This is a genomic window from Oceanobacter sp. ABM4_470, from assembly GCF_056158645.1.
Window position 1 is genome coordinate 2,828,139 of sequence record NZ_JBSWTR010000001.1, and the last position, 18,689, is coordinate 2,846,827.

The 18,689-nt window shown below is 56.1% G+C and carries 21 protein-coding genes; 8 read left to right on the forward strand and 13 right to left on the reverse strand.

Annotation, left to right across the window (positions count from 1 at the left end; translation table 11 throughout):
* Window positions 1–33: 33 nt before the first annotated feature.
* The 7 genes from ACXADJ_RS12400 to rpsF all read right to left on the reverse strand — a co-directional run bounded on the left by ACXADJ_RS12400 (window position 34) and on the right by rpsF (window position 4,875).
* Entirely contained in the window at window positions 34–579 is a 546-nt protein-coding gene (locus ACXADJ_RS12400; RefSeq protein ID WP_028293246.1) for a GNAT family N-acetyltransferase, read from the reverse strand.
* On the reverse strand, window positions 576–1,142 hold the full coding sequence (locus tag ACXADJ_RS12405; RefSeq protein WP_475066360.1) for a GNAT family N-acetyltransferase: 567 nt from the start codon (window positions 1,140–1,142) through the stop codon (window positions 576–578). Before ACXADJ_RS12405 ends, ACXADJ_RS12400 begins: the two co-directional genes overlap by 4 nt.
* A gap of 141 nt (window positions 1,143–1,283) precedes the next feature.
* Window positions 1,284–2,666, reverse strand: coding sequence for a replicative DNA helicase (gene dnaB, locus ACXADJ_RS12410; RefSeq protein WP_475066362.1), 1,383 nt, complete (start codon window positions 2,664–2,666; stop codon window positions 1,284–1,286).
* Window positions 2,667–2,814: 148 nt separating this feature from the next.
* The gene (gene rplI, locus ACXADJ_RS12415; protein WP_475066364.1) at window positions 2,815–3,261 is read right to left on the reverse strand and encodes a 50S ribosomal protein L9; all 447 of its coding nucleotides are present in this window, start codon (window positions 3,259–3,261) and stop codon (window positions 2,815–2,817) included.
* A 25-nt stretch (window positions 3,262–3,286) separates the two neighbouring features.
* Window positions 3,287–4,144 (reverse strand): hypothetical protein, encoded by an 858-nt coding sequence (locus ACXADJ_RS12420; RefSeq protein WP_475066366.1) that lies wholly within the window; start codon window positions 4,142–4,144, stop codon window positions 3,287–3,289.
* 57 nt (window positions 4,145–4,201) lie between these two features.
* Entirely contained in the window at window positions 4,202–4,432 is a 231-nt protein-coding gene (gene rpsR / locus ACXADJ_RS12425) for a 30S ribosomal protein S18 (RefSeq protein WP_028293241.1), read from the reverse strand.
* A gap of 14 nt (window positions 4,433–4,446) precedes the next feature.
* Window positions 4,447–4,875, reverse strand: a complete 429-nt coding sequence (rpsF, locus tag ACXADJ_RS12430) for a 30S ribosomal protein S6 (RefSeq protein ID WP_028293240.1) — start codon at window positions 4,873–4,875, stop codon at window positions 4,447–4,449.
* Between the two features lie 607 nt (window positions 4,876–5,482).
* Here rpsF and ACXADJ_RS12435 point away from each other — a divergent pair.
* The 4 genes from ACXADJ_RS12435 (at window position 5,483) to ACXADJ_RS12450 (ending at window position 7,349) form a co-directional block, all read left to right on the forward strand.
* Window positions 5,483–5,752, forward strand: coding sequence for a hypothetical protein (locus ACXADJ_RS12435; RefSeq protein WP_036535289.1), 270 nt, complete (start codon window positions 5,483–5,485; stop codon window positions 5,750–5,752).
* Window positions 5,742–6,110 carry a hypothetical protein gene (locus tag ACXADJ_RS12440; protein ID WP_475066368.1) on the forward strand — a complete coding sequence of 123 codons (369 nt, stop codon included), beginning with the start codon at window positions 5,742–5,744 and terminating at the stop codon, window positions 6,108–6,110. Before ACXADJ_RS12435 ends, ACXADJ_RS12440 begins: the two co-directional genes overlap by 11 nt.
* Before the next feature lie 201 nt (window positions 6,111–6,311).
* Window positions 6,312–6,749 carry a hypothetical protein gene (locus tag ACXADJ_RS12445; protein ID WP_475066370.1) on the forward strand — a complete coding sequence of 146 codons (438 nt, stop codon included), beginning with the start codon at window positions 6,312–6,314 and terminating at the stop codon, window positions 6,747–6,749.
* Between the two features lie 15 nt (window positions 6,750–6,764).
* Window positions 6,765–7,349, forward strand: coding sequence for a flavodoxin family protein (locus ACXADJ_RS12450; RefSeq protein ID WP_475066373.1), 585 nt, complete (start codon window positions 6,765–6,767; stop codon window positions 7,347–7,349).
* A gap of 79 nt (window positions 7,350–7,428) precedes the next feature.
* Here ACXADJ_RS12450 and ACXADJ_RS12455 read toward each other — a convergent pair whose 3' ends face one another.
* The 6 genes from ACXADJ_RS12455 to ACXADJ_RS12480 form a co-directional block, all read right to left on the reverse strand.
* Window positions 7,429–9,603 carry an ExeM/NucH family extracellular endonuclease gene (locus tag ACXADJ_RS12455; protein ID WP_475066375.1) on the reverse strand — a complete coding sequence of 725 codons (2,175 nt, stop codon included), beginning with the start codon at window positions 9,601–9,603 and terminating at the stop codon, window positions 7,429–7,431.
* Window positions 9,604–9,630: 27 nt separating this feature from the next.
* Window positions 9,631–10,695, reverse strand: a complete 1,065-nt coding sequence (locus tag ACXADJ_RS12460) for a CobW family GTP-binding protein (protein ID WP_475066379.1) — start codon at window positions 10,693–10,695, stop codon at window positions 9,631–9,633.
* A 63-nt stretch (window positions 10,696–10,758) separates the two neighbouring features.
* Complete coding sequence (locus ACXADJ_RS12465) at window positions 10,759–11,385, reverse strand: histidine phosphatase family protein (protein WP_475066381.1); 627 nt, start codon at window positions 11,383–11,385, stop codon at window positions 10,759–10,761.
* A gap of 38 nt (window positions 11,386–11,423) precedes the next feature.
* Window positions 11,424–12,485, reverse strand: coding sequence for a DUF2955 domain-containing protein (locus tag ACXADJ_RS12470; RefSeq protein ID WP_475066383.1), 1,062 nt, complete (start codon window positions 12,483–12,485; stop codon window positions 11,424–11,426).
* On the reverse strand, window positions 12,475–13,542 hold the full coding sequence (locus ACXADJ_RS12475; protein ID WP_475066387.1) for an HlyD family secretion protein: 1,068 nt from the start codon (window positions 13,540–13,542) through the stop codon (window positions 12,475–12,477). The genes ACXADJ_RS12470 and ACXADJ_RS12475 overlap by 11 nt, the downstream gene beginning before the upstream one ends.
* Window positions 13,543–13,551: 9 nt before the next feature.
* Window positions 13,552–14,061 carry a MarR family transcriptional regulator gene (locus tag ACXADJ_RS12480; protein ID WP_475066389.1) on the reverse strand — a complete coding sequence of 170 codons (510 nt, stop codon included), beginning with the start codon at window positions 14,059–14,061 and terminating at the stop codon, window positions 13,552–13,554.
* 452 nt (window positions 14,062–14,513) lie between these two features.
* On the opposite strand from ACXADJ_RS12480, the gene ACXADJ_RS12485 reads away from it, so the two are divergent.
* From ACXADJ_RS12485 to ACXADJ_RS12500, 4 genes are all read left to right on the forward strand, one after another.
* Complete coding sequence (locus tag ACXADJ_RS12485) at window positions 14,514–14,921, forward strand: DUF6795 domain-containing protein (RefSeq protein WP_475066391.1); 408 nt, start codon at window positions 14,514–14,516, stop codon at window positions 14,919–14,921.
* Between the two features lie 31 nt (window positions 14,922–14,952).
* A complete protein-coding gene (locus tag ACXADJ_RS12490) occupies window positions 14,953–16,077 on the forward strand; it encodes a lipase family protein (protein ID WP_475066394.1) in 1,125 nt (374 codons plus the stop codon).
* A 354-nt stretch (window positions 16,078–16,431) separates the two neighbouring features.
* Window positions 16,432–17,610 carry a DKNYY domain-containing protein gene (locus ACXADJ_RS12495; protein ID WP_475066397.1) on the forward strand — a complete coding sequence of 393 codons (1,179 nt, stop codon included), beginning with the start codon at window positions 16,432–16,434 and terminating at the stop codon, window positions 17,608–17,610.
* A gap of 137 nt (window positions 17,611–17,747) precedes the next feature.
* A complete protein-coding gene (locus ACXADJ_RS12500; RefSeq protein WP_475066399.1) occupies window positions 17,748–18,524 on the forward strand; it encodes a hypothetical protein in 777 nt (258 codons plus the stop codon).
* The last annotated feature ends 165 nt before the right edge of the window (window positions 18,525–18,689 follow it).

Below are 18,689 nucleotides of genomic sequence, written 5' to 3' on the forward strand. Positions count from 1 at the left end.
ACACGCAGTGAGCCAGCTGCGGCATATAGTCGTTCAGTCTGACGACAGGCGCGAATAAAGCACCTGATCAATCCAGTTGCCTTCAAACTCCAGCTGGGCTGGCAAGACGCCTTCGCGCTGGTAACCCAGTGCTTCGGCCAGTTCGGTGTGCTTGGTGGCGCTCGGCAACATGCGCAGTTCAATACGGTGCAGTTCCAACTCGCTGAAGCAGAACTGTTCAATGGCACCAATAAACTCCGCCAGCTGTTCGGCGTTGACGGAATCGTCCAGCTCCCACTGTAAACGAGCTGAAGCCTGCATCCAGTTGATGTCCTTGATCACCACCCGGGCAGCCAGCTTGGCGCGTTCTTCCAGGGTGCCGGTCAGGCGTTCAACCACCCAGGTCGCCGCTTCACGGGCCTGAAAAGTCATGGTGGCACGGCGCAGTTCATCCAGCACCTGCACGTTGGCGTACAGCTTGGATTTCGGCAGGTGCGCCCCAACCGTCGGGTTTTGCAGCAGGCCGTAGAGCGATTCTTCGTCCTGATCGGTGATCGGCAATCGAATCAGGAAGTTGTCGGTTTCAAAATTCCAGTTCATGCCTGATCCCCTTCTGCCTGTTCGGTTGCCAGCAATACCTTGTGATACTGGCTGACATCCAGCCATTCGTTCTGGCCAATGCGCCAGCCTCCCCGCAGCGTGGCTGCCAGCTCAAAACCGGCGTCGCTCAGCATGGTTTTTATGGACTCGTTCTGGCCGGCAATCCACTGATAACCAAAGTTACGCAGGTGGTATTTCTCGGCCATAAACGCCATGCACTGTTGCAAGGCTACGGCCCGGATTGCCATGGTGGCGGCTGGCAGGGCATCCACACGCAGCATGACTTTCAGGTGGGATGGCTGCCAGTCGAAGGCACTGACCTGACCAACCAGCTGGTAGCCGTCGCTATCGTTGCCAATTTCCAGCGCCCACATCATGCCACGCTGGGTGGCTGCCATTTGCACGCTCAGTTCGATCATGCGGTCAAGCTGCTCCGGCTTTTCCAGAGGGCGTTGACCCGGCAGTTCCGGTTGTTGATATACCTGAAACAGGGCATCGCGGTCGTCGGCCTCTAACGGCCGTACACGGCCACCGTCAAAGGACAATGCTGGCGTAAACTTCATGCTTTTCCTCGGTCGTTAAACTCAAAGCGCGCAAGAGATGATCCGGAGCCAACCTATTGGGGAGAACTTCCCTCCCCGCAGGGTGCTCATCTGCTCGACGCTTGAGGTGGTCAAATCAATCGCTCATCAGCATCACAGCGGTTACTCGTCGTCGTAATCGCCGTAGCCATGGGCCAGATTTTCAAAGCGGGTGTGCTTGCCGATAAACGCCAGTCGGTCGGTACCAATTGGACCGTTACGGTGTTTACCGGTGATGATTTCGGCGACGCCTTTTTCCGGGCTGTCTTCGTTATACACTTCGTCGCGGTAGATAAACTGAATGATATCGGCGTCCTGCTCGATGGCACCGGATTCACGCAGGTCGGAGTTCACCGGACGCTTGTTAGGACGTTGCTCCAACGAGCGGTTAAGCTGCGACAGCGCGATCATCGGGCATTCAAATTCTTTCGCAATGACCTTCAGGGTCCGGGAGATTTCGGAAATCTCCTGGGTACGGCCTTCAGACTTGCCAGTCACCCGCATCAGCTGCAAATAGTCGACCATGATCAAACCGAGATCACCGGCTTCGCGGTATACCTGACGGGCACGGGCCCGCATTTCCTGAGGGGTAATGGCGGGGGTGTCGTCGATGTAAAGCGGCAGGTCTTTCAGCATGGTCACCGCCGCAGATAATTTTGGCCAGTCTTCGTCAATCAGCTTGCCGCTACGAATGCGGCTCTGGTCGATCTTGCCGAGCGACGACAGCATACGCATCACAATGGATTCGGACGGCATTTCCAGCGAGAACACCAGACACGGCCGCTTGGTGGCCAGCAGCGCGTTTTCAATCAGGTTCATCGCGTAGGTGGTCTTACCCATGGAAGGACGGGCGGCGATGATCACCAGGTCGGCCTTCTGCCAACCAGAGGTGCGCTGGTCGATGTTGTCGAAACCGGAAGTCACACCGGTCAGACCTTCTGGCTGGTTGAACATCTGGTCAAGCTGGTCCAGCGTCTTCTTCAGAATCGGTGCCACTTGCACCGGGCCACCGTCCTTACGGTTACCCTCGGCAATTTCGGCAATGGCCTTTTCGGCGTCGGATACCAGCGTCAGGGCGTCGTCGCCGCCTGGCTCATAGGCCTTTTCCATGATTTCGGTGGCGGCTTCAATCAGGCGACGCTGCTGCGAACGCTCACGCACGATTTCGGCGTAGGCGGTGCAGTTGTCGATCGATGGCGTCATGTCGACCAGACGGGCCAGGTACGAAGCCCCACCGGCCTTGTCCAGCTGGCCACGCTCTTCCAGCTCTTCCGCCACGGTAACCACGTCGATGGCTTGTTCTACCGATGACAAATGGCCGATGGCGCGGAAAATCAGTCGGTGGTCCTGACGGTAGAAGTCGGTGTCGAGCAAGGACTCACTGACGGTTTCCCAAGCTCGTTCGTCCAGCATCAGCGCACCCAGCACCGACTGTTCGGCTTCAACCGAATGTGGCGGCGTACGCGAACTGGAAGGCTGATCATCGGACTGATAGTCGTCGTTCATGAAGTCGGTCCCGAAAACTGGAAAGCAGGCGCCGTGAAAAACAGCAGCCATAAAAAAAGCACTACAGGATAACCAATAGTGCTTTTTTCTTAAATGTCGATGTCTGCAATTCAGACATCGACACCTGCGTTAAGAACGTCAGTTGCGATTATTCAGCAACAACGTGCAGTTTCAGAACTGCTTCAACTTCAGCGTGCAGGTGGATGGCAACGTCGAATTCGCCAACTACGCGGATAGGACCGGTAGGCAGACGAACTTCAGACTTGGCCAGTTCAACGCCAGCCTGGGTAGCCAGTTCAGCGATGTCACGGTTGCCCAGAGAACCGAACAGTTTGCCTTCGTCGCCAGCGCGAACAGCAACAGACAGTTCGATTTCTTCGATTTTCTCTTTACGGGACTGAGCTTCAGCCAGCTTGGCATCAGCAGCAGCTTGCAGTTCAGCGCGACGGGTTTCGAAGTGCTCAACGTTAGCCTTGGTCGCAGGAACAGCTTTGCCCTGTGGTACCAGGAAGTTACGAGCGTAACCTGGCTTAACGTTTACCTGATCACCCAGTTCGCCCAGGTTTGCTACTTTTTCCAGCAGAATAACTTGCATCTTGAATTCCTCATTACAGGGCGGGTTATTTGTCCGCCGTGTCTTTTAGTCGCGACCGGATGTCCAACAGGCTATCCAGAGCCGCTACGAAAATTAGTAATGTGTACATGTAAGGACCGAACATCAGCAGTGCCATATAGACAGGCATCAACCAGTTCGGACTGGCGTTGGTGTTGAACACCACACCATGAAACACCGCAAGACCCGCCAGCACCATGACCACGGTTAATACCGGAGCCATGCCTGCAATGGCCGGACTCAGCTGGGCCGCAACAAACACGGCCAGCAAGGCAGGCGCCGCGTATGCCAGAGGCAATCGCAACTGCCGGAATTCCTTGCCAAACCCACCAGGGTTGTACAAGGCTCCTTGCCAATAGCGTCCCAATAACAGACACAAACAAATTACCAGCGTATGCAAAGCCGCCAACACACCATGAATCATGGGGCCAACCAGAGGTTGGAGCCGGGCCTGAGCCTCAGGACTGGCTTTAAGCGCCTCGCTTACAAGGTTTTCGCCCTGCTCGACCACCGTTGGCAATAGATCCGCCAACAGCAACGGCAAACAGAGATAAATGATTTCGCCCAGCACCACCGCTGCCAGCAAGGCCCATGAGAGCCGAACACTAGAGCGCAGTACCAGAGCCACCAGCACCGTGCTGGTTGCTACCAGGAATGGTGTCGGGTCACCCGCGGCCAGCCAGGCCAGCGCCGGTAACACCGCCCACATCACAACGGATGTGGCATCCCTGCGTTGCTGGCGCAGGATAACCAGTGCCAGCAATGCCGATCCCACCCAAAACAGCAGTGGAACCGCCAGAAACGCAGCGGCTGCAAGGGTTACTTGCAGCCGACTTTGCATGGCCCATTGAGCCAAAGACTTCATGATTCAACTCCGGAACAGTAACCGTTCGGCAAGGCCGGGGTTAGCGTTCCGAACCGATCAATTGTCGTGTGCGTCAGAGTACGGCAGCAGTGCAATGTAGCGCGCGCGCTTGATTGCAGTAGACAGCTGACGCTGATACTTGGCGCGGGTACCAGTGATACGGCTTGGTACGATTTTGCCAGTTTCAGTGATGTAGCCTTTCAGAGTGTCCAGATCTTTGTAATCGATCTCGGATACGCCTTCAGCAGTGAAACGGCAGAACTTGCGACGACGGAAAAAACGTGCCATTGGAAAGCTCCCTATTACTCTTCTTCTGCTGCAGCTGCTTCTTCAGCAGGTGCTTCAGTAGTTGCTTCTTCGTTCTGAGGCTTACGCTCTTCACGATTGTCGGAACGACGACGATCTTCACGGCTTTCAGCCGCTTTGATCGGGGACATTTCAGTCACAGCTTCGTCGCGACGGATCACCAGGTTACGCAGAACAGCGTCGTTGTAACGGAAGTTGGTGGTCAGTTCTTCCAGAGCTTCCTGGGAACATTCAACGTTCATCAGGATGTAGTGAGCTTTGTGAACATCGTTGATTGGGTATGCCAGGTGGCGACGACCCCAATCTTCAAAACGGTGGATAGCACCGCCGGTACCTTCGATGGTAGAGGTGTAACGCTCAACCATGGCAGGAACCTGTTCGCTTTGATCTGGGTGTACCAGAAAAACGATTTCGTAGTGACGCATTGTCAGCTCCTTATGGGTTTCAAAGCCTTCCGGCCCATCCGGTAAGGCAAGGAGTCCGCATTGTTCCGGGCTGGGGTGCAGGCACCTTTGCCAGGAACACGGATAAAAAGGAGCGCGGACTATACCCGAAGGTTGCTCATCATTCAACCAGCGACCCATCTCGGATGTGGTTTGGTCTATTGACGGCAGAATGAACACCGCAAAACCGAACATTCCCGGCCTATCAATTCTTTACACAATTACTCAGGTATTGCGGCAACTTGCCACATGGTTTGGCGTCATAGCCGGGCGTAAGGTGAAAACATGGACCATGAGGGTGGTTCTTTCACCTACCCAGCGAAGGATTCCACGTTGGGTGCAGAGCGATTAGCCCGCTGTTTGCCAGTCCCCGTCAGAGATTGGCCAACAGCGGGTATTTTTTTGCCTGCGATAAAGCCAATCTTTCATCCAGCCAGTCGTACCCAGCCACTCATACCCAACCAGATAATGTCAGATAGCAGCCGCTGCGCGTCTTTATCTGACCTACGAATATCCATCTGGACATGAGCACCAGACACCAGAATTCTGAACTAGACTTAATCCATTCAAGCGACCCTGGGGTTAGGCAATGTGGCGACGATTCTATTTCTGGATACTGAAGCGTGCAGAGGACGACCGCGGTAATCTGGGCTTGTTTGTCGCCGGAGCAGTGGTGTTTTTTGCCGGTGGTGGTTTGATCTACGTTGCCAATTTGCGCATGTCGCCATCGCTGTTACAGGAACTGGTGGCACTGACCGGCTTGCTGACCGCGATAGGCGGAGCAATCACCGCGGCCATGGGGTATATTGCGCTGAGCGTTTTCCGAATCATAAGGCACAGCCGCAAACATGACCTCTAGCTCATCCGATATTGAAATCTACCTGCTCAAAGCCGAGCCAAGCGCCATTCTGGAATGGCTGGCCAACGAGCTGGGCGATGTCGAGCAACAACAGCAGAAAGGCGACAGCCATCTGTGGACCATCAACGGCATGAACATCGTGTTCACCCCTAATGCCGAAGCCAACTTTGGCTGCCTCTGGATCAAACAGAACAACACCGATTGGGCAACCGACCTCGACTGCGCCCGCTCTGCTCACGCCGCGCTTGAACGCGAAGTACGTTGCGCCGCCAGCGAATGGAGCGAATCCAGGGCCGATGAACAGCCAGGCTGGGTGAAAATCACCCGTGGCGTCGAAAAGCCTTTCGACTGGGACTAAGGACCCTCAGAACAACTCGGTGCCCGCTCCTCTATATGCCCCGTGCACTCATGCCACGGGGCGCAAATTTCTTTCTGTAACACCTTATTTGCAAATCATGACCTGAATCTCACGAAAAGCGGGATTCAAATCAATTCCGACTATTGCAAATGAGAATAATTATTATTAATGTGGTCTTGACGTTTATCGGAGGCCACCATTATGTCCGCCACCCTGCTGAAGTTTCCTACTCCCCAAACCAGTGCCCAGGACGCTGCTGGCCCACTTGCCTGCGCCCGCTTTGAAGCCGAAACCTGCCGCCTGGAGCTGCTGGAGCACCGCATCCGCAGCGAGCAAAATGAAACCCGGCTGGCCATGTGGATCGACAGTTATCTGGACATGGGGCTGGAGCTGGCATCCCACGCCGCGCTGAACAAGCTGCCCTGCTTGCAGGAAAGCTGGCTGCGACGCATGTACAACCTGCTGCGCGATGCCGCCTTTCTCAATCACAGCCGTGCCGTTAACCGCACCCTGTGCCTCGAAAACCTTTACCAGCCGTATTTTGCCCTGCGTCATTTATACAGTGCCCAACCGGACCGTCGGGCCTGTTTGAAGAACTTGTCTAGGGATATGGCGGTCACTGCCCAATACCTGTTCTGATCGCGAGTAATCACCATGCCTGAAGTCGCCATTCTTTATGACAGCAGCTGTCGTTGCTCTACCGCAACGGCGTGTGCTCTGGAACATTATCTGGACTGGACCGATGTGGCACTGTGCAATCTGTTGAGCTGCCTGCCGGAAGACATCCAGCCCTATAACACCCTGATTCTGGCGCTGCCGATCCATGCTTTCGGCACCCCGGAGCAGCCATGGGCGGATGCCTGGCCGATTCTGGAAGACGTCAGTTATCAGGGCAAACGGGTGGTGTTGTGTGGCACCGGCAGTGACTTTTGTTTCGATGACGACCGGCTGGCAGCTCTGGCGGCGCTGAGCCTGACCCTGCAAGGCTACGGTGCCGAACTGGTCGAAGGATTGGCCGATATGCCGATGCCGCTGTTGAATGAATGGATGCAAAAAGGCAATCGCTGCCGCTGGCAGCAAACCCGGCTGATCTATTCCGAAAACCAACAACACGCCTGCTCTACCCGCCAGCAGCCCATGAACGATGGCGAACTGCGCCAGTTGAGCGAGCGAATTCGACTTGCCCATCAGGGTACTGGCGCGTTGGTCGAGCAAGCCAAACAGCCCGGCTTACATTAACAAACCGGGCAAGTCAGTCATGCTGCTTGCCCGGCAAAGTTTGAACATAGGGGTTAGATAGAAGAACTAACTCCTGCGATCAAGCACGACGACGGGTACGCAGAGCCGCTGCGGCCAACAACAGCAATCCCCAGCCAGACGCCCCCGCCGAAGAATCCGAATCACTGACTTGTTCAGCAACGCTGTCATCAGCCGCCGTATCCTCTGTCACATCGGCTTCCACATCATCTACCGAACCATCAGAACCCGTGTCTGAATCGTCTTCATCCACCGGAATTTCAACCGCAGCGGCTTCAATACGCAGACCAATCACCACTGGGTCGTGGTCGGAAGAACGGTACGGGTCAACATTGGCATAGTTGTCTACCGAGCGGTAGCTTTGGCCGTTGGCTTCGGTTTCATAATCCATCAGCGAATCTTCCACCGAGTTGATGTGCCAGGCTCCGACACTGACCACCCAATCCGCCAGGGTTTGCGTTGCCAACGCATGGTCCAGTGAACCCAGCAAACCGCTGTAGCTGTAGGAATACGGCTGTGCTTCGGTCGCCGCTTGCGAGGTTTTCAGGTTCACATAGCCGCCATCCAGCAACGTCTGCACTGGATCTTCCATACGATAGGCATTGAGGTCGCCCATGATCAGGTTGGCATCGGATTCAACCCCGGTCGGGCGCTGTTGCAGGTATTGCAGCAAGCCGCTGGCGGCGCGGGTGCGGGTCTGGTTGCAATTGCCCTGACCGTCTTCGCCTTCGTTGGCTTCATCACAGGCCGAACCTTTCGACTTCAGATGATTGACCGACACCGTGAAGGTCTGGTCGTTGAAACTGAACGACTGAATCAGCGACGGCCGGTTCTTGTCATCCCGAAACAGCACGCCATCGTCATCGGTTGGCGAATTGCTGCTATCCAGTACCACAGCGGTCCCCGTGGCCGTTACCACTGCCGGACGATACAGCAGCCCCACCGCAATGGCGTCGGTGCCGATCATGCCGCTGGCGGTTTGCGGATTCACAAACTGATACTCATCGCCTTCGGCTTGCAGCGCGTTCAGCTCATCCACCAGATACTGAATGGCACTGTTGGCGGTAAAGCCGTCGTTCTCGATTTCCATCAGGCCAATCACGTCGGCGTCCATGGCGTCGATGGCCGCGACAATCTTGTCGCTTTGCATCTGGAAGGCGGCCTGCGTTTTGGCCCCCCGAGCCGTCGGGAAACCGCCCCCTTCGCCATCCCCATTGAAGTAATTCAGAACGTTCATGCTGGCGATGCGCAGATTGGCGTCTTCGCTCACGCTTGGCTCACTGCTGCGCGGATGCGTTGCCGTAATGGTGTAAGTGGCAGGAATCACGGCGTAATGGCGTCCCAGCACGTGCATTACGCCACTGAGGTCATCGACGGTGTCGCCAATGCGTACCGGGTTATCCACACCGTAGCCGTTCACGGCATCCGGGAAAGGAATAAACGCCGGGTAAGCCTCGGCGCTGCCGTCATCCACCAGCAAGCGGTCAAACGCATAACTTGCGCTCAGGGCTGCGGCTTGATCACTGCCCGGAGCCGCCAATTCGGTTGGTTGGAACTGCAAGGCAGACGACACCACCAGCTGGCCGTAGTTACCAAAGCCGTAGCCGGTGCCATAGAAGTCGGATACCAGCAGCGACTGCGAGGCAACAATGCGCATGCCTTCGAGGGCTTCAAACGCCAGTTCCTCACTGACTGGTAGCACCAGTGGTTGCGCTTCGGGCAGCTCGTTGCCAGTGCTGCACACCGTCATGTCGGTGACGGTTTTCAGTTCCGTCAGGGTGTTGTACTCCGCCACGGTGGCGGCCAACCGAACCTGATCGCCCACCGCCACTTCAAGATTGCGGTCGTATACAAAGATGCCTTCCGAGGTGCTGGCGTCGTTGTCTGAATCGGCGCTTTGTTCCTGCAACCAGAAACCGTCAAAAGCGCTGTCAGAGCCGTCATTGGACACCCGGGTGACAATGGCATCCACCACCACGCTATTGCCGGTCATCAGACTGGCACTGCCGCTGCCTTGTATCGAGCTGATCAGGTTGATGCCGCTGCTGTCGCTACACGCCGCCACGTCGGCATTGCTGGCCGCGTGACAGGCATTGACCACAACGGCCATACCGAGAACAGACATGATCATGCGCATGTTGGATACCTGCTGAGTCGTCAGAATGAACGCTGACGGTCTTCCCCAAAAGCGGGTCATCAGCGCGGAACGCAGCAGTGTGGATAGTGAGTGTGGCATTTCTGTAAGGATTCGATGACAGATTGATCAAGAAGCCGGAGACTGCGAACCCGTTCCGACACACGCCTGCCATGCCTGTAACAAGCTGGCTTCGTCCAGTGCCTTGAGGTCGATCAGCTCAAGTCGGTTTTCCCAGACGATGGCATCGACCTGACCAAGATATTGTTCACTCAGCGCGCCTTCGCGGAAGTTAAACGCCAGCACGCCTTCGTCGGTGGCCAACACCGCCTTGGCGCGTTCAACATCGAGACCGTACAGCCAGTCCCGCACCTTGCTGGCGGAAAAGCGCCAGCGGTCAGTGATCAGCCAGCCAACGGCAAAGAAACCGTCGGCCTGCTGGTGCAAGGCCCGGTACGATTCATCGTTTTTCAGCGTCAATGGCTGGGTTAAATCCAATACCGGCGGCAGCTTGGCCGCGCCAGAAGAAGCCTCACCAGAGTCCTCAACAGAAGCTCCGAAAGAAGTCGCAACAGAAGCCCTGCCGGTCACAGACAACAAGGCAGTGTCGAGCTCGCCGTTCACGATCTGACTGGTTTGCAAGGCGGGCTTACTGGCTTTAAGCGATTCGGCCAACTTGGCAAACGCCGCCATATCCTCGTCATTACAAAGATCGGTTTTGTTGGCAACCAACACATCCGCCACCGCCAACTGATCCTGATAGATATCGTGTTCGCGGTAACGCGACTGTGACAAATGGCGCGGGTCGACCAGAGTAACGGTCGCGCCGGCATGCAAAACGTCGGCGTAACCATCCTGTCGCAGGATATCGAGAATTTGCTTCGGGTGACCCAGACCGGTGGGTTCAATCAGCAGCACGTCTGGCCGCTCGCGGGCAATCAGGCTGTTCATGCCAATCTGGAACGGCAAGCCGGACACACAGCACAGGCAGCCGCCAGGCACTTCACGTACCGCCACACCGTCCCCCAGCGACTTCAGAATGGTGCCATCCACTCCGACTTCGCCAAATTCATTCACCAGCACCGCCCACTTTTCATTGGCAGGCTTGTGCTTCAGCAAATGCAAAATCGTGGTGGTCTTGCCGGTTCCGAGAAAGCCGGTAATCAGGTGCACACGAACGGAAGAATCAGACATAAAAAACCCACCACAAATAAACCGTTACAGGGTAACAAATGCGGCGGGGTCAGAGAATGCGGTTCAGGAAATCAGAGATGCCATCTGATCGGCCGACAGCTCGGCCAGCGGCGTAATGCGCCAGTGACTGTCGTCGTCCGTATCCCCCACCGGTTCAATCAATACCGGCGTGGCGTTGGGAAAGGCTTCGCACTCGGTGGTGTTGTAGAAAATATCGTAGATACAACGGTAGACCGCGCCGTGGGCAACAAACAGCGGCAACGTGTATTGATCAAGAATGGCGTTCAGGCCGTCGGCGACGCGGTTGCGAAAATCTGCCCAGGGTTCGCCTTCTGGTGGCGTTGCCAGATGGTTGATCGGCCGTTGAATCGGCTGGCCTTCGTCGGCGCCAAAATGGCGTTCATTGAAGCGCGTGTCGATCAGCAGATCGGTATTCGGCACCGCCAGTTGCGCGGTACGCTGGGCGCGCTGCAAGCCGCTGGCCACCACCACCGACCAGTCGCGATTCAGCAGCGCTGCCGCGTTGCGGGCCTGCTCTTCCCCTTCCGGGGTCAGCACCGCTTCGCTGCTGCCGCAGTACCAATCGTTAACGTTGTAGTTGGTCTGGCCGTGACGCATGTACACAAATGGTCGCCGCAAAATCATGCCGTACTCCTCAGAATCCATACGGCTATCTTGCCTTATCAGCATGACGATTCCAAAACGCCGGGATGAAAATCCCCGCCGCTTCACTCGTTGCGGGTAGCGGCAAAGCCGTTCAGCAGTCGATCCAGCAAGTGGGCGCAGATCATCAGAATCACCAGCGCAAAGATCACCGAAGTAACGCGATAAACGCTGGAATACAGAATATCGCCGCCGGGCTGCATGTATTGGCCAAACAGAATGCCAATGGTGGTCAGCGCACCAAAGCCCGTTGCCGAGCCTGCGCGCTCGGCCAGATGCAGTCGTGCCGCCACCAGAATGGTCATGAACATCGCCAGTACCACCAGCGCCAGATGATCAATCAGGTCGTACATCAGCACCTGTACCAGCATGGCCATGGCGCAGCCATACAGCACACCGCGAGCCCGGTTCCAGGCGCTCAGCAGAGTGCCTTGCAAGGTCATCGGGAACAGCACCAGCACCGTCGCCACTTGCGCCGACAGCGAGTCCTGCAAGTCAAACACCTGAAACACCACGTAAGAGCCCGTACAGAGGATCGCGCCCATCAACATGCGGTGGTTGATCTGGGCCTTGCTCAAGTGCTGCTCTGGCGGCCGCCCTGGACTGTCCGGTTCAGGAATCAGCCAGAACATCAGCGCAGCCGCCACCACCGAAATGATGCTGGCAAGAGCGGTTGCAATCATCATGTTGTGAATGCTCTCGGGCTGGTAGCTGCCCAGATTCAGCACCGTGGTGGTGGTGACCAGACTCGAGGCCCACAACAGCAAATACGGCGTGGTGATCATCCAGCGAAAGTGGCAACCAAAGAAAAACGCCACCACCATCAGCATCAGCACCGGGTACGGCACCAACAGGGTTTGCAGCAGCCACACTTCCAGCGCCGACACCACCACCCCACCAAGGAACTGGGCTGCGATCATGGCGTTGAACACCGGCACCATGCCCATCAGCAACATGGGAAACACGGCAAAGAACACCCCATAGGGCCAGCCCATGATCTTGCAAATGGCAAACCCGGCAACACCGCTAAAGGCAATGCGCAGCAAGCGCCGTTGTTCAAAGTCCGACAACGCCAGCGTGTTGGCCGTAGTGCTGGTCAGAGCAGGCTGGGCTGTCTCAGTAGACATAACGCAGCCAGCTGATGATGTGCATCTGGGCCGCCGCCAACCCGGCCAGCAGTCCGCTGTCTGACGCCGACATCATTACCGTCGCCCGTGAACCACTCACCAGCGCATTCGGCAGAGCACCGCCATCGGCTTGTAAATACACCCGTACTCGCTGGGCATCACGAACCCAGCGGTCGCTGTCGTCCGGTTGCGCCAATTGACCATTAGCGAGTAACTGCCCTTTGGCAACACCCATATCACGGCTGTCCAGATGGGCGTGGACGACCTCACCCGGCAAGGCATCAAACACCACCCAGGCTGCCGCGTCCGGGTCGATGTTCAGCAAACTCTTTTCACGATAATCCGCAGCAATACGGCCATTACCGGTAGCGACAAGGGAAATCAGCGACTGGCCAGCATTGGCCTGGGTACCCGGCAACAGTTGCAAGTTGGACACCACACCGGCCTCTGGTGCCACCACCGTGGTTCTCGACAGGTTCAGTTGCGCTTGTGCCAACGCATTGCGTGCCTGACGCACCCGCAGGTTATCTTCACCGTCGTCCCCCAGCTGCACGCGGGTGGCGTTACGGTTCTCCAGTGCCGCCTGATAATGGGCTTTGGCAGAATCCAGTCGGGTCTGGGACTGATCCAGTGCTTGCTGGCTCGATAGTTTGCGCTGGTGCAACGACTCGGCCCGTTGCAGCTCGCGCTGCGCTTCGGTAACCGCCACATCGGCCTCCTGTACCGCCGCCTCGGCTTGCGCCAGTTGCGCCTTCAGCGCGGCATTGGTCTGGCTCACCTGCGACAGCGCCAGCTCGGCTTTTTCCAGCGCAATGCGGTAATCACGGGCATCGATACGAAACAGCACATCGCCCTTGTTTACCTGAGCGTTGTTTTCTACCAGCACTTCGGTCACGACACCCGACACCTGGGGTGCGACGGTAACCACCGGCCGCTGCACCATGGCATAAGACGTCAGCGGCAAGGCAATATCAATAAACAGCAGGTAAGCCAAAACCAGTAGAAACAGGATCGCCGCCCGCTTCATCCAGCGGTTAAAGTGAATATCAGGTGTCATGTGAACTCGTTAATTGCGTGTATCAGGAAGATCGCTGGCAGTCGTCGCCACAGGTAGCGACTGACGACGCGGACAGCAAAGAGAGCCTGGCCGCTGCGTTGCCCCATGGGCGTTTTCAAGTAATTGCTGCAACACTGCCCGGAACGCCAGCCGTTGATCCGGACTCAGCCCATCGAGCAAATGACTGCGGCCTTCGACAGCGCGGGCCTCGACCTTTTCGAGCAAGGCCGTGCCTGCTGCGGTAAACCACAAGGTGCGACGACGGGCATCCTGCTGGTCGGCGCGACGCTCAATCAGGCCGCTGTCTTCCAGCTGATTGAGGGTGCGCAGCATCGACGGTTGTTCGATGCCGATATCCGCCGCCAGCTGGCTCTGGGTGACGCCTTGGCCCATCCGCTTCAGGTGCAACAAGGCGATCCAACGCGACTGGGTCAGCCCCAGATCCTGCATCCACACATCCACCACTGTTTTCCAGCTGTGGGCAGCACGCCCCAGCAACCAGCCGATATCACTGTCCATGTTTGCGATCCCCGTTACCAACACAGCAACTGATCCGACGCTGTTCAGTGCCTGCAGGTTAAATTACTTGAATAGTTAACTAATACACACAGAGTAAATTAGTTAGCCTGCTAACAAAATATCGACCTATCGAACGGACTATTCCCATTTACGGCAACAATTTACACATAAATACGTTCGTTGTTTCTTCAGAAGCAAGAAAAACTACTTAGGGACCCTCTGTTCCAAACTGTGAGCCAGTTCGTTAATTGACGCATTGATCGTTACAACTCGACAAATTGGAACCACGTTCCCGTTTGTCACTGGCCCTGGCAGGTAAGCTGCCCGCCAATTAACACAAGGATGTCGATCAGGGCATCTGAAACAAGGCACTCCAAAAAGAAGGCTCGGGAATGAAATTGTGCGCCGTCATTTTGTGTCTCATCAGCCTGAGTGCATGCGGAGAAAACACAGTGGGACTCTTTAACGCAGACAAGGTCTGCCTGTTTTCAGCCTTTGAAGGCCAGCTTTTCAACGATGGCAAAGCGCTTGCCAACGTCACCATCACCCGTACCGCCGACTACGGCGGCAAAACCTACACAGACACAGCCACCACCAACAGCGACGGCGTGTTCCGGTTTGACGCTCGCTGGAGCGAAAACCGACTCGGCGATCTGGTCCAGTTTGTTTCCCATCAGGCCATGTTTGTTGAATACCAGGGCGACAGGCAACAGATCTGGGGCGGTGGTAAATCCAGCCCGGAAGAATATGCCGAGTTTGGCGGCAAGCCAGACAACCTCACCTGCGACCTGCAAAACCCACTGCAACGTTCCGACAAAACCGACAGCATGATCGGCGGTTTGTGTCGCTGGGATATCTGACATTTCACCTTTCACAGGGAAGAACCGCACGATGCAAGCATCTGAAATCGCCCGCATGGCAAAAGAGGTCTACGACGTACAGTCGGACTTCGACATGCAAATCTTTGGTCAAAGCTTTGGTCTGGCCGAGCAAAGCGGTCGGGTTGTACAAGCCCAAACCGGCTTCCGTCTGATCAATGCCCAATCGGCATTTGCCATTTGTGCGCGAGGTAAAAACGCCAACAACGGCGATGTGTTTATTGTTTTTCGCGGTACGACGAGCAGCAACTATGGTGCCGACTGGATCACCGACGCGCGCATGGGACTGAATATTTCTTCCACTGGCGAATTTGTTCACTCTGGCTTCAACCATACGTTCAACACCTTGAGAGAACAGCTGGTCGAATACCTTGCCAGCCAGAAAGACGTTCGCACGGTTCACTGCATTGGCCATAGCCTTGGCGGTGCCGTTGCCAACCTGGCGGCGGACTGGATTGCCAGCAATTATCAGGTCAAGGTGAAATTGTATTCCTTCGGGGCGCCAAGGGTTGGTTACGGCGAGATGGGCTTTGCCCGCAACATCACCACCAAGCTCAGCCCTGATAATATTTTGCGGGTCTACCACAGCGCCGACCCGGTCCCGATGGTGCCACTGTTTCCCTACGCTCATGCGCCCGCCTGGGGGCTGCCGTGCTACATGCCGAATGCCGGACAGGTATTCAGCTTTTCCCAGCACAAAATGGGCAACTACCTGAACTCTGTTGGCAGCAAGGCCTGGAAGGAATTACGCCGCGCAGAACCCCAATTCTCATTCAGCGCGATCAAACAATGGCTCGACAGCGACGCCATCGACTCCACTGCCAACTCTACGGTATGGCACAAACTAAACGCCGCAGCCTTCTATCTGGTGAAAGCGGTATTGGCTGTTGTGGCGGTGCCATTGGTCGCTGGCATGACGGTGGCAGACTACCTCGCTATGGTACTGAGCAAGGGACTGGAGCTGGCGGTGGATATTTCCGGCTGGATTCTGAAGTTCATCCAGAAGCTGATGCGAATGGTCGGCTACACCGTCGTCAAGGCCAAGGAAGAAGTCACCACCCAAATCCTGCAATCCCTGCTGTATCGGGTTAGCGAGACGATTTATCGCGAAGTACGCAAGGCGATGAAGTCGCTCTAGGGCCACGCGGAGCCCTGGACTCCGGCAAACATCGCAACGCTTGCCAGCCCCCTCACCAAGGGGCACTCTGAATAACTCGGTGCCCGCTCTGGATGACAGGGCGACGCTGAATCACGAAGCTGATTTGCAGGCCTGGCGGGTCAAGTCAAAGCAGCAATGCACTGCCATCCCCGTAGGGCGCGGCCTGCAGGCCGCCAGAACGGTGTTGGCGAACTTGGAAAGGGCCAGCCATTCCGCTGCATTCGCCGCCTTGTTCTGACAACCTGCAGGACTCGCGCAGAGCTGTGCAGAGTTATCCAGAGTGTCCCAGGGGGCTTTCTGTCATTTTCCTTTTACGTTCCGGTACATCAAACCATGAGTCTGATTCTGAACCTGTTCATCACCATGCTGGTCACGCCCTGGGGCAGTGCTGTGATGATGTCGCCGATGATGTTTGCCGCACCGGGGAGCCATGACAGCCTGCGTGGGCTCATCACCGGCATGGTGTTTTTGGGCTACCCATTACCGATCTTCCTGATTGCAGGACTGTTCGGCGTAAATTTTTGGGGATTCAACAGCTTCAAGGTCGCCGGGGCTGTTGCCGTTGTCTGGGTGCTGGCCATCCTCTTTCTGGGCATACCAGGCGCACTGATCAACCTCGCTCGAGGCATTGCCAACGAAGGCTATTCCGTGGTGGATAACGTTGCTTACTACAACGCACGCCCCATCGCAGAAAGCGATGCCGCCACCTTTACCAGCTTCAATACGATTGAAGAGTTCCACCTCCGCTACTTTGCCCTCGACAAGCACCACCTGTACAAATTTGGACGCCCGGTAGAAGGCGTCGATGCCAACAACCTGCATCTGGTGGAGCGTCGGGGGCAGGATTACTGGATGAACGACCACCAGGTGGTGTATGGCACCGACATCGTCAAAAACGCCAACCCAGCTACGTTCCAGCTGTTTGAAGAAAACAACTGGGCCCACTCGGAAACCGACGGTGCCTACACCCTCTACTACCAGCACGAACCCATCGCCAACGCAGACTTTGCGACCTTTGAGCCCATCGATTATTGGTTTGCCAGAGACAAGCAGCAGGTTTACTACCGAGGTGAGAAAGCTCCGGTCGACCTCAATCCTGCCACTCTTGTCGTTATGGAAAACCGCCTGGTCAGAGATCATCGCAACCTGTACGCCTTCGAGGACATGAATTTCACCCCATTCCCAAACATCGACATCAGCACGCTTGAGCAAGTAGACAGCCTGTTTGTCAGGGAGAAGGAGCAGTTGTTCTTTCATCAGGATGCTCATGTTGAACGCCTCGAAGACATCGACCCCGACCACTTCAAACCGCTGGGCCGACAATACTACCGCGCCGGCAATCGCATCTTTTTTGCCAGCCATAGTGACGGCCTGATCGAGCTGACCAGTGCGGATGCGAACAGCTTTGAAGTACAGCCAGACGACTCAGACACCCGCTTCGATGCCCAGGACAAACAGCAAACCTACCGCTTTGGGGAAGTTCACGAGGCAGAAGCACAGCCCGGCAACTGATTTCCGCCGCCAGACTCCACCCACACAACCTGACAATATTGATGGACAATCCTACAAATTGACGCTGAATTTCCATTGAAGCGTGCCCGTTCAGGTTTAGGATTAACCGTACGAAAAATGTGTAAAAGGAGTTTGGTATGCGCAAGTCTCAAATGCTGTGCACTCTGCTGGCAGCAGGTTTTTCCTCTACCGTCCTGGCCGAGACGATTTCCGACGTGGAAGCCGATTACCTGTCAGGCCACTTGTGTGCGTTATCGCAACGCATCACCAAGGATTACCTCGCCATTGGCGCCGGTATTCGCCCGCAAGCCATGCAAGCCGATATGCAGGAAAGCATGGCGGTGTTCAGTGATGAGCTGGCCCAATTGCAACAGTACGCAGTCAAGCACCAACTGGAGCAACCGTTAGCTGAACTCAGCCAAAACTGGCAGGCCTTCAGCCAGCGCATCGCCGCAGAGCCAGAGCTCGAATACGCCAACGCCATGTCGGTCATCAACGACAGCAACGCGTTGCTGGCCAAATGCAACAACACGGTGGACGCCATTAATCATCAGTCCAGCTCGGCCAATGCCGACCTGATTGATATGTCAGAACGGGAAGCAGCGCTTACGCAACGAATCGCCCGGGACTACATTGCCTATTACTGGAAAGTACCATCCGAGCGGGTGGAACAGGATTTGATGGCGTCAATTTCGCAGTTTGACGAAACCCTGACGGCGCTGAACAACCGCGGTAATACCTCGGCAGAATCGCGGGAGTTGTTGGGCCAAATACAGGCACAGTGGAATTTTTCGCGCCGCGGTTTAACGTTGGAAGAAAACGCGCAACTGGTGCCGGTGGTGATCAACTCAACCACCAACTCCATTTACACAAAAATGACAGCGCTATCAAAGGCCTACACCAAAGAGAGCTAAGCGGTGGTCTGGAGTCTGGAGTCTGGAGTCTGGAGTCTGGAGTCTGGAGTCTGGAGTCTGGAAGCAGAGCTGTAAAAGTCGCTTGCCGTCGATCATCCATCGGCAGCAAGCTACCTCCTGCAACCACACCGGTTCCGTAGCAGGTCGGATGAGCTTGCGCCATCC